We start from the raw sequence: 15,826 nt of genomic DNA, 5'->3' as shown, positions 1-15,826 counted from the left end.
ATACAAGGCAGAGGCGTCGATGTGTAGCTAGCCTACATGAGAAGCCGATAACGTAGTAGAAATGGCCAGCAAACGCTGCCCGAAGGGTTCGGCTAAAAGCGTTTTACTCTTTGTTGAGGGGGATTTGCTTAGAGTGACTAGGCTACTTCCCCCTCGCCGCGATTAAAACGCTTTTATCTCGAACAAAATTTAACCACGAAAGGTCAACACGCCCTAACCAGTGCCAAATAAGAAGCACAAGGAAGCAAAGATGGAGACAACCACATCTAATGAGCGAGTAGTAGACGCACAAGCTTATCAGCAGCTTGAAGCGATACTGGCTCAAAAAATAGAAACGGAACGCATTGTCACTCAAGAGGCAAAGCGCTTGGCTTACGGCACCGATGCGAGTTTTTATCGCTTGGTGCCGAAAATGGTTCTAAGGCTTAAGAACTTAGACGAAGTGATTTTCACCATTCAAAGCTGTCGTGAACTCGGTATTCACTTTACCTTCCGCGCCGCAGGTACCAGTCTTTCAGGGCAAGCGGTTTCAGATTCGATACTCATCACTCTGACCGATGACTGGCGTGGCCACGAAATCGTCAATAACGGTAATCAAATTATCCTGCAACCCGGCGTGATTGGCGCCGATGCTAATAAGTACCTCGCCCCTTTCCAACGTAAAATCGGCCCAGATCCAGCCTCTATCAACACCTGTAAAATTGGTGGAATTGCAGCGAACAACGCCAGTGGTATGTGTTGCGGTACCGCGCAAAACTCTTATCGCACCGTCGAAAGTATGAAAGTCGTACTCAGCGATGGCACCCTTTTAGACACAGCAGATAGTGCAAGCGTTGAAGCCTTCAAACAATCACACAAAGCGCTGTTTGATGGCATTGTTGAACTGCACCGTCAAACCAGCTCGAATCAAGAACTCGCCGACAGAATCCGTCATAAATACCGCCTTAAGAACACCACGGGCTACGCGCTCAATGCCTTGGTCGATTATCACGATCCAATCGAGATCATTAAACATCTGATGATTGGTTCAGAGGGCACGCTAGGCTTCATCGCTGAGATCACCTACAACACGGTGATTGAACACCCGAATAAAGCCTCAGCACTGTTAGTGTTTGCCGACATCGAGCAAGCCAGTAAAGCCGTCACTACTCTGTCTAAAACTCCAGTTGCCGCGGTTGAGTTGATGGACGGCAGAGCACTACGTTCAGTCGCGGATAAACCAGGTATGCCTGCGTTTATGCCGAGCTTAGATTTAGAAGCGGCGGCGATTTTAGTTGAATCACACGCCAGCTCCCAGCAGGACTTAGATTTACAATGTAAATCAATTTTGGACGCATTAGCTGATTACACGATTGTTGAATCAGTGCCTTTCACTTCCGATCCAAAGACAGTCGCAACTCTGTGGGGCATTCGTAAAGGTATGTTCCCAGCGGTTGGCGCGGTTCGTGAAGTTGGTACTACCGTTATCATTGAAGACGTGGCTTTCCCCGTTGAAAACCTCGCTAACGGCATTCGAGAACTGCAAGAGCTGTTCGATAAATACGACTACAGCGAAGCGATCATTTTTGGTCATGCCCTCGAAGGCAACCTGCACTTTGTGTTTACTCAAGGCTTCGACAGCCAAGAAGAGATCGATCGATACGGCGGTTTCATGGATGACGTTGCCGAACTGGTCGCGGTGAAATACCAAGGTTCACTGAAAGCAGAACACGGCACTGGCCGCAACATGGCCCCTTATGTCGAATTAGAATGGGGTAAAGATGGCTACGCCTTGATGCAACAAATCAAAGCGCTGTTTGACCCAGAAAGACTGCTCAACCCCGGCGTTATTATTAACGACAATCCAAATTCCCACATCACAGACTTAAAGCCGATGCCTGCTGCTGACGACCTTGTTGACCGCTGTATTGAGTGTGGATTCTGTGAGCCTGTTTGTCCGTCTCGCACACTGACCCTATCACCACGCCAACGTATTGTGCTGTACCGAGAACTGCAACGTCGCCGAGCAGCAGGTGAAGAGATAGAAGCTAGCGAGCTAGAAAAGACGTTTGAGTACCAAGGCATTGATACCTGCGCTGCGACAGGCCTGTGTGCCGAGCGTTGCCCGGTAGGCATTAATACTGGCGACTTGGTGAAGAAGCTTCGTGTTGCCAAATATCAGAAATTCACACCAATAGCCAAATGGACGGCGGATCATTTCTCCACCACCACTAAGCTGACCAAGGCTGGCCTCAAAACCAACCAAGTGGCGAGTAAAGTATTAGGCGCAAACACAGTCGGTAAGCTAACCAATGGCTTGCGCTCGATGACTAAAGGTGCGACACCCGTTTGGATGCCAGAAATGCCACAGTCCAACAGTCATACACTGACCTCTTCTCCAATGACGGCAGAAAATTCAAACAATCATAAGAAGGTAGTTTACCTGCCTTCGTGTGCTAGTCGAACCATGGGACAGCAAAGCGATGCGGGCGATCAACGTCCTCTAACTGAAGTGACCATGTCTTTGCTTAACAAAGCCGGATTTGAGGTGATTCTTCCGAAGAAGCTCGATGACCAATGTTGTGGCATGCCTTACGACAGCAAAGGAATGACCAACTTAGCTCAATCGAAAGCACAACAACTGGAAGAAGTCTTATGGCAAGCCAGTCGTCAGGGTGAATACCCAGTATTAATGGATACCAGCCCGTGTGCTAAACGCAGTATTGAGCAGTTCACCAAGCCATTAGAAGTGCTAGAGCCGACAGGGTTTGTGAACCAATACTTGCTTGAACATCTGACACTTGAGCCACTGCAAGAAACCGTGATGTTGCATGTGACTTGTAGCTCTCGTCGAATGGGCTTAGAAGGCGCGATGTTGAGCCTTGCTAAAGCCTGTACCGAAGAGGTCATCGTTCCTGAGCACATTCAATGCTGTGGTTGGGCGGGTGATAAAGGTTTTACCACTCCAGAGCTGAATGAAGCGGCGGTACACCCACTTAAGGAACAAGTGCCGAGCAACTGTACTCGTGGATTCAGTAACAGCCGAACCTGTGAGATAGGACTGTCACACCACAGTGGCATTCCATATCAATCAATCTTGTACTTGGTGGATGAAGTGGCGCAATAGCCCCAATTTCACTACTTAAGGTTTCAAGCAAATTGCCTAAACCTAAACGAAAAATGGCAGCCCAATCAGGCTGCCATTTCTTTATTCGGAAGTTTGAAACATGCGACTGAGCTGGTTGCTACTGAGCTAAATGTTACTGGATTAGTGGTTACTGAGCTAACGGCTAGACAGCTAAGCGCATCAACTCTTCTGGTGAGTAGTGTTCTGCTTCTGCGCCTTTGGCAATTAAGTCGATCATTTGAAACTCACTCATCTCACCGAACTCTTTGGTCAAGTAATCACGAAACGCTTTCTCGTTCGGCCACTTACCTCGCACGATATAGCCCTCTTCTTTGTCGAAGTCTTCCGTTTCAAAGAATGAAAAATCGGTCATACCAATATTGTGGCAATACAAAACGAGATACATAATTTTTCCTCAAGAATGGGGTTACTAATAAAAACTCACTGGCAGATAGAAATCAAGCTCAAACACTTCATCACTATTGAGAAAATGGTTCCGATGATAATGCACATACGCAGGAGTCGAGCGTTGTTTGAAACCAGAGGCCGGTAACCATTTTTCTAATACCATACTGATCTGTGGTAGCAGCTCACCATAACGGCCATTAAGTCGAAACACGGCATGCAAACCGCCGGGAATCACCATCTGATTAACCACACTGCGGTACTTAATCGGCTCATCAATCGCGATACAGGCTACATAGCGACACTGGTCCATTTCAACCCAAGCAGGGTTAGAGTGATGCAAACCAAACTGACTCGAAAAGTCACGCTGTTCAGAGTTCGCCCATGCTTTCAATATCAACCAAGCATTACGAATGGATCGGTTATAGCCCGTATGTCGAACATAAGCTGCCATTCGGTCTGATACTTCAACAATTTTAGGTTCCGGCAACTCCCGCTGCGAGACATTCAAATAGCCTGCCGCCACTTCGGGATCTTTAAGGTAAGGTTTTTCTGCGATCTGTAAGTCATGTTTACGCCACTCGCCCGGCGACATATTAAAGGTCGCTTTAAATGCGCGGCTAAACGAAGACACCGAGCTAAAGCCACATTTATGGGCGATCTCAACCACAGATGAGCTGGTATCGAACATTAATTGATTGGCCGCATACTCCATTCGAGTGCGTCGAATGTATTGATGCAATGACTCCCCTACCACACTTTTAAAGATACGATGAAAGTGTTGCTCTGAATACGCAGCGATCTCAGAGAGCGCTTTGGCAGACAAAGGTTGGCTAATGTCTTGGTGAATATGGAACAGAACATCATTGATTCGAGATATGTGTTGACGCGACATCGTTTAAATAGCATAAATGGACATGTTTAAGAGCATAAACGGACACGCTTATTTTTACAATTGCCGTGTAATATCAAGCGATAGAATAAAAACGAAAAACGACGAGACACAACACATGGAAATCGCACAGTCATTACAACAGATTCAATCTTCATACATTCGAGAGATCCTCGCTGCCGCAAGCGATCCAAATGTCATTTCATTGGCCGGTGGTTTACCCGATGCGAAAACATTCCCTATCGATTTAATGAAGCCTACACTAGAAAACCTAGCGAACATGCCTGAAGTTTTCCAATACGGCTCGACTGCGGGTTACGGCCCATTGCTTGACCACCTAACACAAAGCTACCAACTGCCAGAAACTCACACAGCAATGATTTGTACTGGCTCTCAGCAAGGTCTGGATTTGATTGCTCGTGCCTATGTTGATCCAAATGATGTGGTTGTGATGGAAGCACCAAGCTACTTGGGTGCGATGCAAGTGTTTGGTTTGGTTCAGGCAAACATTGTGACTGTGTCTCAAACTGAATTTGGCCCTAACCTAGACGAACTAGAAACGTGCTTCGCACAGCAATCTCCGAAGATGTTCTATGCGGTGCCAGATTTCCATAACCCGACTGGCGTTTGTTGGACAACAGAAACTCGTCAAAGAGTCGCTGAGCTGTGTATCAAGTACAACGTGGCATTCATTGAAGATGCGCCATACCGTGAGCTGCGTTTCACAGGAACAGAGCTGCCGTTGGTTTCATCTTTCTGCCCTGACAACTCTATCGTTCTTCGTTCATTCTCTAAGATTGCATCTCCAGGCTTACGTATTGGTGCGGTGACAGGTAAACGCAGCTACCTTGAGCCACTGATTAAAGTGAAGCAAGGCGCGGATTTGCACTCAAGCGTTCCTATGCAAGCATTGCTTGTTGGTCTTCTAAAACATGAAGATTTCAATCTGCACATGGAAAACATTCGCACCCTGTACAAGTCCCGTTATGAGGTTCTGTTTTCAGAGCTAGAAAAACAACTGCCTGCAGATTGCGTGTTAAAAGCCGTTGATGGCGGGATGTTCATTTGGGTAGAAATCCCAGAGTGTGACACTTTCGAATTAGCGAAAACCTTGCTATCGAATGGCGTAGCAGTAGTACCAAGCCCAGTATTCTATCCAAAGGCCGATGAAGCAAAAGCCGCGCTACGCCTAAACTTCACCAATGCTAATCCAGAAGAATTAACCGAAGCGGTAAAACGCTTAGCGGAAGTACTTAACCAAGCGTAGCCGCTGATTAAGTCAGACAGATTAATACCAAGGCCCTGCTGTAGTTTTACAGCAGGGCCTTTTTGTTCCTCAAACTGTAAGTCCACAAAAAGTGAGGTGATAAATAGCCCTACATTTGGTTGGTTTTTGTCCTACATCGCCTTGGTTATACTGCGGCGGATTTTAATAAGCCATCATGACAAGCTAGGTTTAGTTACCCAGCTATGATCAGAATAGGTAACCGCTCTGGATTTACGTTCCAGCTCGCAGAAAGGAAAAACCATGTCTCAATATGTTGTATGTGCTCTGTATAAATTCGTGGCACTTGATGATTACCAAGAAATTCGCCAACCACTAACCGACGTGTTAGAAGCCAACCAAATCCGCGGTACTTTGCTACTTGCAAGCGAAGGTATCAACGGTACTGTTGCAGGTAAGCGCGAATCTATCGACGCTCTTCTTCAATGGTTCAAACAAGATTCTCGTTTGGCTGATGTTGTTTACAAAGAGTCGTTCAACGAAGAACAACCATTCAACCGCACCAAGGTTAAGCTTAAGAAAGAGATCGTAACCATGGGCGTAGAGGGTATCGACCCACGCCACGTTGTAGGCACTTACGTGAAACCAAATGAGTGGAACGCTCTGATCTCTGATCCTGATGTGATTCTGGTTGATACTCGTAACGACTACGAAGTGGACATCGGCACATTCAAAAATGCTGTAAACCCAAACACTGAAACCTTCCGTGAGTTCCCTCAGTACGTTGAAGAAAATCTTGATCCTAAGAAGCACAAGAAAGTCGCGATGTTCTGTACTGGCGGTATTCGTTGCGAAAAATCAACAGCCTACATGAAAGAGCAAGGCTTTGATGAGGTTTATCACCTTGAAGGCGGCATTCTTAAGTACCTAGAAGAAGTACCAGAAGAAGAGAGCATGTGGGAAGGCGACTGCTACGTATTTGATGGTCGTGTTGCAGTTAACCACCAGCTAGAGAAGAGCGGTTACGACGTGTGTAACGCTTGTCGCCTGCCAATCACAGACGAAGACAAAGCGTCTGAGCACTTTGAGAAAGGCGTAAGCTGCCCTAAGTGTATTGATAAACACAGCGACGAGCAGAAAGCGCGTTTCCGCGAACGTGAAAAGCAAGTTCAGCTATCGAATGCTCGTGGCGAAACCCACGTAGGCGGCGATGCTGCTCACCTTATCGAGCAACGTAAAAAAGAGAAGCTTGCGCACAAAGAGCAACAACGTTCTGGTAAGAAAGCAAAGTAGGCTTTCTGATTTAGGCCTATAACTGTATAGCTCTAAACGTATAGCTTTGAATATATAGCTATGAACATTAAAAAGGGCGCAAGTTCGAGGATGATCCCTCGAGTTTGCGCCCTTTTTTGATCGCTTTACGGCTTTGTGTTTTGAACCACATTTCTTTCGAAAAATTACTTCTATACTGTTAATAATTCGACTAGAGAGGAAGTGCCAATGCTCAATGAAAACCATGCCTTTATCTTAGATTTCCCAGATCTTAAATTAGACATTGTTCAGCTCAACCACGACGACGAAAAATTCAAAGCAGACATGCAGAAGTACCACCAACTCGACTACGACATCCGTCAGCTAGAAATCTCTGGCAGCCCTATCGATGACGACAGCATGCACAACCTCAAAGTAGAACGCATGGAGCTCAAAGACTCGCTACACAAACAGCTCACGCGCCATCACGCGCTTAAGATCGTATAACAACTCATATGCTAGTGTGGCTAACTTAGCCACACTACTCTCCTTCTCAATGGGTTCATTTTTTGTAATCGAAACTACCTGCTACCCACCTGATTATTCACAGAGAAATCTAAGTAAGTACTGAATTGAAGCCCATCATCTTGAGTTTCAAAACTCCAACCCATTCGCTCACAAATTCGTTGCACAATCACTAGGCCACAACCATAGCCAGCATTGTAAGTCTCATTGCCATCATGACGGTTAGTGATCACTAATTGAGAACCTGTCACCACAATTCCAACATCGCCAACACTGTAGCTAAACGCATTTTTAATTAAGTTATTCAATACAATAGTAATAAAGCTCTCTGGCGCATACACAGTGACAGTCCCTTTTACGTCTAGGTTATAATTCGCATCCTGCTTGGCAAACAAAGGCGCCATTTCAAGCAGCTGATTCTGAACTTCGACTTCCAGGTCATAGTGACCGAAATGGTGCTCATCGATACTCTCTTTACCAAGCAGCAAAAACATTTCAGTCAGCACTCGCATCTGTTCACTCGCTTCTTGCAAGCGATTAATCGCTTTTAACGCAACAGGAGGTTGATTGGGTACTTTAGTTAGCAGATCAGCCGACCCTTTAATCACCATAATCGGGGTTCTAAGTTCATGAGAGGCAAATCGATTGAACTCCTCTTCCCGCTGAAAAAATCCTGAAATGTGATTCTTTGAATCTAAAAGTGTTTGCTCAATATGTCGTGTTTCAGCGTAAGACGTCTCGACTTCAAAACTTGGCTGCTCAGGGTGCATTTGCCCTATTTTCTTTTCTATTTGATTGAGTGGCCTCGACAGCGAGCGTACAACATAGATTCCATACAAAACCATAAAAATGGACGTTAAACCACCAAGCATGAGGGTGTAGTTGTGGAGGCTCCATTCATACTCGTCGAGGTAGTCGTCAGCGTCATCTTGAAACAAGATATACATCAACCCTTCGCCTGATGGGTGCTCGAATACGTAAAAGTGTTTATCTTCCGTACCCAACAGATGTTCATAGAAGCCGGGCTGTTTGTATCGAGCTAACCAATTAGGCAGTTCCGCTTCACTCCAGTAACTCGAAAACTCGTTTTGATTCGGCAACAACGCATCTTCGCCAAGTAACTGATATTCAGACGTATAACGGTTAGCTTCAGTGTCTAGCCAGTGATGGAGGCTGATCACTTCCATCTGGTTTTCAGCGATATAAATCACTGTCCAAAAAAGCCCGAACATGACCAAGGTCATCAAGCCAAAACTGCGGCGGATTTTTCGGTAGATGCTCGGGTAATCGCCGTGGCTTGAGCCGTTATGCTTTGAGTCGGTAACCTTGTCCATGAATAGTCTCTAATCGTGAATGTTCAAACCCTTTATCGAGCGCGTTACGCAGGCCATAAATATGACTTCGCAGTGCATCACTGCTTGGCGATTCATCACCCCAAATAGAATCAATCACTTCAGTTCTTGAAACAATCGCTGGAGCATGACGCATAAGGACTTTTAGTATCTTGAGCTGAATACGACTCAACTTAATAAGCCTACCTTCTCGGTATACCTCGTCGGTCTGCGAGTTGAGAGAGATATCGGCAAAACTCAGCTTTCCTATACCTTGGCGTGGCCCTCGGCTTGCCAATGCGTTGAGCCTTAAACTGAGCTCTTGCATGGCGAAAGGCTTAACCAAGTAATCATCTCCGCCCGCTTGAAAGGCCGCAATCTTGTCGTCCAACCTATCTTTAGCGGTTAAAAAAAGAATTGGCGTAGGGCATTGCACTTCTTCTCGTAACTTTTTGACAGCAGAAATACCGTCCAATTTAGGCATCATGATGTCCATGATAATCACGTCATAATGATTCTCAGACGCTAACTTCAATGCCGCTTCACCATGATAAGCACAATCGATCACCATCCCTTCCAGCTCTAGGTAATCGGCAATGGTTTCTGCAACATTGTGGCTGTCATCAACGAGCAAAACTTTCATCGATTTATTTCACCTTTCTTCACGAGTGCTTCACGTTTGAGTTTATAAGATACACCCTCAATAAACTAAATAAAGAGTATATAGATGAAAAAGTTAGCGCTGATTTCAGTTGTCGGTTTAATTCTAACTGGCTGTGGCGGTAGTGACAGCAATAGCAATGGAAGCAACGATAACAACACGCAAGCTCCATCAGCAGTTCAAGGTACCATTGACTCTGTTTCTGGCAACACCATTGTTGTGAATGGTTATAGCTATCAAGTAGACAGTGCGAACTACGCAGGTGAAAACGTGGCTATTACAGACCTAGAAAAGAATATGATGGTCTCCATTTCATCTAATGCTCGCAGCGCTTCAACTCACACTGGCGGGACTCAAGTTGGCCTTGAGCCGACCATCGTTGGTCTTATTTCAGACACCAACCATAATAATGGTACATTTAAAGTCAATGGCATCGCATTGACCTTTACAAATCTGTCAGGTGAAATTGAAAATGGCGATTGGGTTATGGTCTCTTCTTTACCGACAGCGAATGCAGGTTACAAAGTATTGTCTGTAGTGAAATTCGAGCACTCTAACTTAACAGAGTCGGTTGAAGTTGAAGGTTTGATTAGCGAGTTAGACAGCAACGCGAAAACATTCAAACTTGGCGCAAACCTAAGCGTTGATTATTCAAATTCCCACATCGACAACGATAGAAGCAGCAACGGATTATCTAACGGTCTTTGGGTTGAAGTGACAGGCTCAATGGTAGGCTCTGTATTGAAAGCAGATGAAGTGGAAGTCGAAGATTTTAGCGAAGTAAGCAATGACACGGAAATCGAAGGCATTATTACTTGGGTAGCTAACGACAAATCATCATTTGATTTAAGCTACAAAGGGCGCTTTGTTGTCAATGACAGCACTCGTTACGAAGATGGTAACCAATCAAGCTTGACCGTAGGTACAGAAGTCGAAGTAACAACGAAAAAAGCGAACGGCGAAAATGTTGCTACCGAAATCGAATTTGAACACAACGATGATTCGCAAGATTGGAATGATAATGACGTTGATTTTGAAGGCGAAGTTCAGAGCACAGATGACAAAACATTGAGCTTTGTTATTCAGACAACTGCAGGTAGTCAAACCGTCTACGTTAACCAAAATACTCGCTATGAAGATGGTCTAAGTTTCTATACTTTACAAGGTCAACGTATTGAAGCAGAAACGTATAAGGTGAGTAACCAATACATCGCTAGCGAAATCGAAGCTGAAGACAATAACTAACGCATAGAATATTCTTGATATTAAGTATAGAAGCCACGCACTACGCGTGGCTTTTTTGCATCAAAACAACCCACACCTAAAGTGCAGCCTACCTATTCAATTATGTTACTGTTTGCTTATTCAAAAGGCGTTTAAAAAGGAAGTAAAGTGGCAATAAAAGAAGAGAATATACAACTCCAACTCGTTTCCAGTTCTGAATTCGAAGAACTGTTTGCGTTTGTTAAGCAAGGGCTCTTCATACACGTAGATAACGTTTTCGGCTGGGATGACGACTTCCAACGCCAACGACTTTTAAACGATTACCATCCCTCTTGGTTTCATTGGGTATACCTTGGAAAACAAAGGGTTGGGCTTGTGTGTTTTAAGCCTTATGACAACGCATACCATATTCATCTGCTGATCATTTTTCCTCAAAACCAAGGCCGCTCACTTGGCAAGCAAGCCATGACTCTCATACATAAGAGAGCCACGGAAGAGCGACGTGAGCAAGTCACTCTGTCGAGCTTTAGAAGTAACACTCGCGGCATTAGTTTTTATCAGGCGCTTGGCTACCAAATTGTTGATGACAGCGATGAGAATTTTGTAGGGATGACTCTCACCCTAACTAACCATTTATAAACAGCCAGTTAGGTAGAAAGCGAAGTCCTAGCGATCAACTGACACATCCAAATTATTCAGCAACGACGGAAAACCCCAACCGTTCTCGCCTTCGACCACAGGTTCTCCGGTCAAATACTCAAACAGCGTTGGAGCCAAAGAGCCATTAGCTTCGATTTTCAATTGCTGAGAGTTATCGCCAATTGGCACTCCCCAGAATCCGATGAAGGCATCTTTCTCTAAGTAATCCTCACCAGCATGACGCCCCGGTACCTTAGTGTTGTAGCCAATTCCCGCTTTAGGGAACAAGTTAACCGTGCCAGCCCTATCTTCAAGGTAGATATTAGCCAGTTGATTTACTGAATCTGGTCGAGGTGTTGGTTGCGTCAATGAAGTCCACTCAGCACTGCTACACCACGTTGTCACATCCGCCTTAACCGCTCGGTTAATACATTTTTCAACCAATCGAGAATACTGTGCAAAATCAGCTTCGCTTGGTGATGCTAGGTATGGATTTAACCTTTGCGTATCGAGCAAAATCGGCGCTCGGTTGTCTTCCAATGACTCATAAAAAAGCTTGTCACCTTCACGTGTGATCAATTCATCGACCCGCTTTAAATCACGGTTGCCAATCACACGAACAGCGCAACGTTGTTGATCACATATGCTTTCTCTGACGACCATATAATCAAGACTCTCAGGCAAGCGTTGCGCTATCTGATTGATGATGTCGATATTCTGACCAGTTGGCGCCGCAATCGGAGACCACTGCGTGAGTTCTTGGTAAACCGGCTGAACCTGCCACCCGTGAGCCGAATTAAAGAAGTCCATCATGAAGTTACCACCAGCAGTAGAAGCAACCACAACATCCAACGCCTTTGAACTTGGGTAGCTTAGGGTATTGGTGATTTTAGGCCCTTCCCCCTCGTCTGAAGATATTTTCTTAACCAAAATTGGATACGCTAGCTCTGCTTGTAAGCCTTCAAATACCTGCTTTTCGGGATTGAGCGCGTAGAACACCGGCGTTAAACCATGATCCCCTGCCATGCCCCACAGCGTTTTATCGTAAACGCCGGCACTGCGGTAGGTCGCTTCAATCTGGCGTATCCAATAGTCTAGTCGATTAAGCTCTCCGGTCGGCATCAGAATTTCGTCACTAAAAGGACCGGTAAAGTGTGCAAAGTGATCCGGCCATGGGTTATACACCAAGGTGTAATCTGGCATCCCTTTTCCATCTAACTCGGCAAACTGAGTAATCGATTGTTTAACCTGAGCCTTCTTTGAAAACTTAGTGAAAAAATCAAAGCCAGATATAGACAGATACGCTTCGATATCTTCAATCAAGGCAGCACGCTTTTCTCGCAGTGTTACTTCGACTTCAGAACGTTCCTGAAGTTCTTTAACGCAGCGTTTCTCGCCATAATCACGCAGTGACTCACCCAAACCTAGGTTTACTAACCCATCGTAAGTGGTGTGAGCATTCCAATCGTATTGAGCGTTGCAGTTCAGCGTTTTAAAGTAATCAAGGCGATCAAACATGGTTTGCACCTTGTTGTCTGCCATCAGCACATCTAACTGCAGGGCATCATTACCAAAGAAGTAATACGCTCGGTCGATCTCTCGGTCGACAAAGTGGAAATTAGGGATACCCGTACCACCGTTACCAGACACTTTTGCGCCCGTTTTGATGATAGGTAGGTTACGTACGCTGATTGTGGGAGTTGAAGAGATACCCACTCGGCTAATATTGTCTCGATGCTCTTGATAGAGTTTTTTGAAGAACGGAAGATAATTCGGATCACGGTAGGTTTGTTCAGACAGAACTTCCATGAACCTCACTTGTTGTTGATGCTCAGGCTCAATCACCGTTTCTAACTGAGGTTTGTATTGCGCTCGGTTTTTATGATTTTGGTAAGCCACTGAGATGAAAGGCGCATTCTCATCGACCAACCCCTCGAGCAATCCTTGCTGTAAACCATCGACGGTCACTTGAACCGCAAAACGTTTGTGCTGTTGGGATTCTAAGAACTGAATGAGCGCATCAGGCTGGCCACTAAACGCTTGCTGCATCCAATCATCCAGCGCTTCTGCACGCTCTTCTTTAAACACAAATTGTCGATAAGCTTTAAGCAAGTTTAAGCGCACAAAATCAATAAGCGTGATGGTGAGTGCTTGTGCTTTGTTATTCGGCTTATCAGCGTTTTCTGGTTTACCATCTTCTGCAATCGCCAACATTGCAGACTTCATGTCACCTTCATCCATTCCCAATGCCGCTTTACCGATCAAATCAACGATGATCGGTTGAATCTGAGCGATGATCGCTAGATCTTCAGGGCTATTGGTTAAGTATGTGTAATTCGCAGGGAGCGTGTCCATATCCTGCCAAACACCAATTTCGAATAACGCATCGTAGATAACCACCATGTTGGCAATGAACTGTTCATCGATACGAATCCCTTCATGATGTCCCGTTGCTTCAGTCGAGGTATCTGGCTCGTGATGCTCTGAGGTTGGCTTATCTCCAACATGATAGAGGCTATGTTCAAAGCCCTTTAGCGCCTGCTTATCATAAACCGTCGACAAGTAAGATTTGAACACATCTTCACTGCCCAAACCCGAATAGCGGTCGTAATAACTATAGAGAAAATAACCCAAAGGAATTGAGTACGTCGGGTTAGATAACTGAGCAACGACTCTGGCTTTTGTTTTGACATCTAAAGGAAGAGCGAGAATATACGCATCTAATGTAACGCCACCAATGGTGAAAAGAGCCGCATCACGAGTGAGTTTGGCAGAATAACTTAGGCTTGAAAGCACCTGATTTTTCAACACTTCACTGGAGCTAAACACGCCACCAATGACGGGCGTTGTTGATATATCAGCGACACTCGGAGCTGACGCAACCGCCAACGATAAGGCACTGAACAAACTGGCGTAACTGCGAACGTGAGAATAAGAGCTCATCAAATTTCCTTTAGATCAACACACTTTTTATAAATGTAGCTTATTGTTTCAGTTTACATTTATTAGTCAACCTATGAGAAAGCCAGTTTTTAAATCCAAAGAACTCTTATTGTTATGAAGTGTTTATTGTTACTCATATCTCCAAGGCTTTACCACATATCCCCAGCCGAAAACTCTCCAACGTTATACGACAGCGAATCCCTTAATTAAACGCTCTGGCAACGCGGCCGTTGCTGCTCAATTCATAATGACCAATATAGGCTGGGATAAATACCGATTGCCCTTTCGTAAGGGTTAAGTGCTCACCTCTTTGGCTCACTAGCGTTAAATCATCATCTATTGCCATTAAAATTTCAGCGCCGCTTGTGATGACTTCTTCTTGCTTGGGGCTATGAAAGATATTGAAATTAAAGTCAGTGACCGGGATATCATAGCTATCACATTGACCCAGCTTGGAGGGCGCCAATAACAAGTGTTTAAACGGAATTGGCGTAAACTCTGTGCAGGCGACCAATTCAGGGACATCAATGTGTTTTGGCGTTAAACCAGCTCTTAGCACGTTGTCTGAATTTGCCATGATCTCGAGCCCGGTTCCCTTAATGTAAGCATGCGGAGTGTTCGCATTCAAATACATCGCTTCACCCGGCTTCAATGTAATCAAGTTCAGCAACAGAACACAAAACAGACCGATGTCGTTCGGGTACTGATGGCTAAGCTCAACAACCAAAGCAAACTCAGATTGATCTTGGTGAGCGACTGCATAAGTCAGAAGTTGCTCTAATGCTCGGTGTTTATGTTGGTAATCTAGAGTTAAAAGGTCACGGAAAAACGTTTCTAAACCTAGAGAATCAAGATTGTTACCAAACTCATCGACCAAACCAGCCAGCTCGCTCGAATCTAACTTTTTGAACAAACCTAATATTTCATCGAACTCTCGAAAGCCATTCATCGCTTGATATTCAGTGATCGCGTAAACCAATTCAGGCTTATGGTTCGAATCCTTGTAATTACGGTTCCCTGCGTTTAGGGGGATTCTTGCTTGCTCTTCTCTCGCAAAGCCAACCTCAGCTTGGTGCTTATTTGGATGGACCTGAACCGATAGCGCTTTTTCTGCCGCTAAGATCTTAAACAAGAACGGCAGTTCACCAAACTCCTGCGCAATATCGTTTGATAAATAGGCCGGTTTATTCTTGTTAATCAGCTCAGAGAGAGGCACCAAATGTTGGTCCAGCTTGACCATTGAGCAACCTTTCGGATGCGCTCCCATCCAAACTTCCGCTTGTGGCTCTTGTGACTCATTCTTAAAACCAAACAGTTCACGTATCGAAGAGATGCTCCCCCATGCATAATTCTGGATGGTGTTTTCCATTGGGAAAAATGAGTGTTCTGAGAAGTGGCTGAGTGACATGGCGTTTTCCGTAGTGAGCCCTTTGAACACAATTCAGAGAGCTGATTTCTAATAACGTAAATAATTAGAAAGACTACAGAGAGCAGCTAGAACCCACATGAGATGAGGTCTTAGACGCAATAGGAAAATTTCTTAGAAACAGGTGAGAACGATGAAAAGCGTGAAAAGAGTCACATTTGAATATCACGCATAGAAAGCGCCGAAAATAAGATAGCG

12 protein-coding genes are annotated in these 15,826 nt (G+C 45.0%); 6 read left to right on the top strand and 6 right to left on the bottom strand.

Features of this window, described 5'->3' with window-relative positions; translation table 11 throughout:
- Positions 1–250: 250 nt before the first annotated feature.
- The gene (locus OC193_RS23475; protein ID WP_048663886.1) at positions 251–3,106 is read left to right on the top strand and encodes an FAD-binding and (Fe-S)-binding domain-containing protein; all 2,856 of its coding nucleotides are present in this window, start codon (positions 251–253) and stop codon (positions 3,104–3,106) included.
- A gap of 163 nt (positions 3,107–3,269) precedes the next feature.
- On the opposite strand, the gene OC193_RS23470 is transcribed toward OC193_RS23475, so the two are convergent.
- Together OC193_RS23470 and OC193_RS23465 are read right to left on the bottom strand one after the other, a co-directional pair.
- A complete protein-coding gene (locus tag OC193_RS23470) occupies positions 3,270–3,512 on the bottom strand; it encodes a hypothetical protein (protein ID WP_048663887.1) in 243 nt (80 codons plus the stop codon).
- Positions 3,513–3,536: 24 nt separating this feature from the next.
- Positions 3,537–4,406: an AraC family transcriptional regulator gene (locus OC193_RS23465; RefSeq protein WP_048663888.1), complete on the bottom strand. Its 870-nt coding sequence runs from the start codon at positions 4,404–4,406 to the stop codon at positions 3,537–3,539.
- A gap of 115 nt (positions 4,407–4,521) precedes the next feature.
- On the opposite strand from OC193_RS23465, the gene OC193_RS23460 reads away from it, so the two are divergent.
- The 3 genes from OC193_RS23460 to OC193_RS23450 all read left to right on the top strand — a co-directional run bounded on the left by OC193_RS23460 (position 4,522) and on the right by OC193_RS23450 (position 7,386).
- Positions 4,522–5,670 (top strand): aminotransferase-like domain-containing protein, encoded by a 1,149-nt coding sequence (locus OC193_RS23460; protein ID WP_048663889.1) that lies wholly within the window; start codon positions 4,522–4,524, stop codon positions 5,668–5,670.
- 261 nt (positions 5,671–5,931) lie between these two features.
- The gene (gene trhO / locus OC193_RS23455; RefSeq protein ID WP_048663890.1) at positions 5,932–6,921 is read left to right on the top strand and encodes an oxygen-dependent tRNA uridine(34) hydroxylase TrhO; all 990 of its coding nucleotides are present in this window, start codon (positions 5,932–5,934) and stop codon (positions 6,919–6,921) included.
- Positions 6,922–7,128: 207 nt separating this feature from the next.
- Positions 7,129–7,386 (top strand): YdcH family protein, encoded by a 258-nt coding sequence (locus OC193_RS23450; RefSeq protein WP_009846137.1) that lies wholly within the window; start codon positions 7,129–7,131, stop codon positions 7,384–7,386.
- Positions 7,387–7,460: 74 nt separating this feature from the next.
- On the opposite strand, the gene OC193_RS23445 is transcribed toward OC193_RS23450, so the two are convergent.
- A complete protein-coding gene (locus tag OC193_RS23445; RefSeq protein WP_048663891.1) occupies positions 7,461–8,738 on the bottom strand; it encodes a sensor histidine kinase in 1,278 nt (425 codons plus the stop codon).
- A complete protein-coding gene (locus OC193_RS23440) occupies positions 8,710–9,378 on the bottom strand; it encodes a response regulator transcription factor (RefSeq protein WP_048663893.1) in 669 nt (222 codons plus the stop codon). Before OC193_RS23440 ends, OC193_RS23445 begins: the two co-directional genes overlap by 29 nt.
- A gap of 84 nt (positions 9,379–9,462) precedes the next feature.
- On the opposite strand from OC193_RS23440, the gene OC193_RS23435 reads away from it, so the two are divergent.
- Entirely contained in the window at positions 9,463–10,641 is a 1,179-nt protein-coding gene (locus OC193_RS23435; protein ID WP_048663894.1) for a DUF5666 domain-containing protein, read from the top strand.
- A 147-nt stretch (positions 10,642–10,788) separates the two neighbouring features.
- A complete protein-coding gene (locus OC193_RS23430; protein WP_048663896.1) occupies positions 10,789–11,259 on the top strand; it encodes a GNAT family N-acetyltransferase in 471 nt (156 codons plus the stop codon).
- Positions 11,260–11,286: 27 nt separating this feature from the next.
- Here the strand turns inward: OC193_RS23430 and OC193_RS23425 are convergent, their stop codons facing one another.
- Both OC193_RS23425 and manA read right to left on the bottom strand, forming a co-directional pair.
- On the bottom strand, positions 11,287–14,202 hold the full coding sequence (locus tag OC193_RS23425) for an alkaline phosphatase family protein (RefSeq protein ID WP_048663898.1): 2,916 nt from the start codon (positions 14,200–14,202) through the stop codon (positions 11,287–11,289).
- 202 nt (positions 14,203–14,404) lie between these two features.
- Positions 14,405–15,610 carry a mannose-6-phosphate isomerase, class I gene (gene manA / locus OC193_RS23420; protein ID WP_048663900.1) on the bottom strand — a complete coding sequence of 402 codons (1,206 nt, stop codon included), beginning with the start codon at positions 15,608–15,610 and terminating at the stop codon, positions 14,405–14,407.
- Positions 15,611–15,826: the final 216 nt, after the last annotated feature.

Origin of the sequence: Vibrio crassostreae (genome assembly GCF_024347415.1) — a bacterium.
GTDB lineage: Bacteria > Pseudomonadota > Gammaproteobacteria > Enterobacterales > Vibrionaceae > Vibrio > Vibrio crassostreae.
This window is presented reverse-complemented; position numbering and strand designations above follow the sequence as displayed.

Bases quoted from the DNA above. Each gene is read 5' to 3' on its own strand.
- OC193_RS23465 (WP_048663888.1), bottom strand. From the start codon at position 4,406: ATGTCGCGTCAACACATATCTCGAATCAATGATGTTCTGTTCCATATT.
- trhO (WP_048663890.1), top strand. From the start codon at position 5,932: ATGTCTCAATATGTTGTATGTGCTCTGTATAAATTCGTGGCACTTGAT.
- manA (WP_048663900.1), bottom strand. From the start codon at position 15,610: ATGTCACTCAGCCACTTCTCAGAACACTCATTTTTCCCAATGGAAAAC.
- OC193_RS23440 (WP_048663893.1), bottom strand. From the start codon at position 9,378: ATGAAAGTTTTGCTCGTTGATGACAGCCACAATGTTGCAGAAACCATT.
- OC193_RS23475 (WP_048663886.1), top strand. From the start codon at position 251: ATGGAGACAACCACATCTAATGAGCGAGTAGTAGACGCACAAGCTTAT.
- OC193_RS23425 (WP_048663898.1), bottom strand. From the start codon at position 14,202: ATGAGCTCTTATTCTCACGTTCGCAGTTACGCCAGTTTGTTCAGTGCC.
- OC193_RS23460 (WP_048663889.1), top strand. From the start codon at position 4,522: ATGGAAATCGCACAGTCATTACAACAGATTCAATCTTCATACATTCGA.
- OC193_RS23450 (WP_009846137.1), top strand. From the start codon at position 7,129: ATGCTCAATGAAAACCATGCCTTTATCTTAGATTTCCCAGATCTTAAA.
- OC193_RS23435 (WP_048663894.1), top strand. From the start codon at position 9,463: ATGAAAAAGTTAGCGCTGATTTCAGTTGTCGGTTTAATTCTAACTGGC.
- OC193_RS23470 (WP_048663887.1), bottom strand. From the start codon at position 3,512: ATGTATCTCGTTTTGTATTGCCACAATATTGGTATGACCGATTTTTCA.
- OC193_RS23445 (WP_048663891.1), bottom strand. From the start codon at position 8,738: ATGGACAAGGTTACCGACTCAAAGCATAACGGCTCAAGCCACGGCGAT.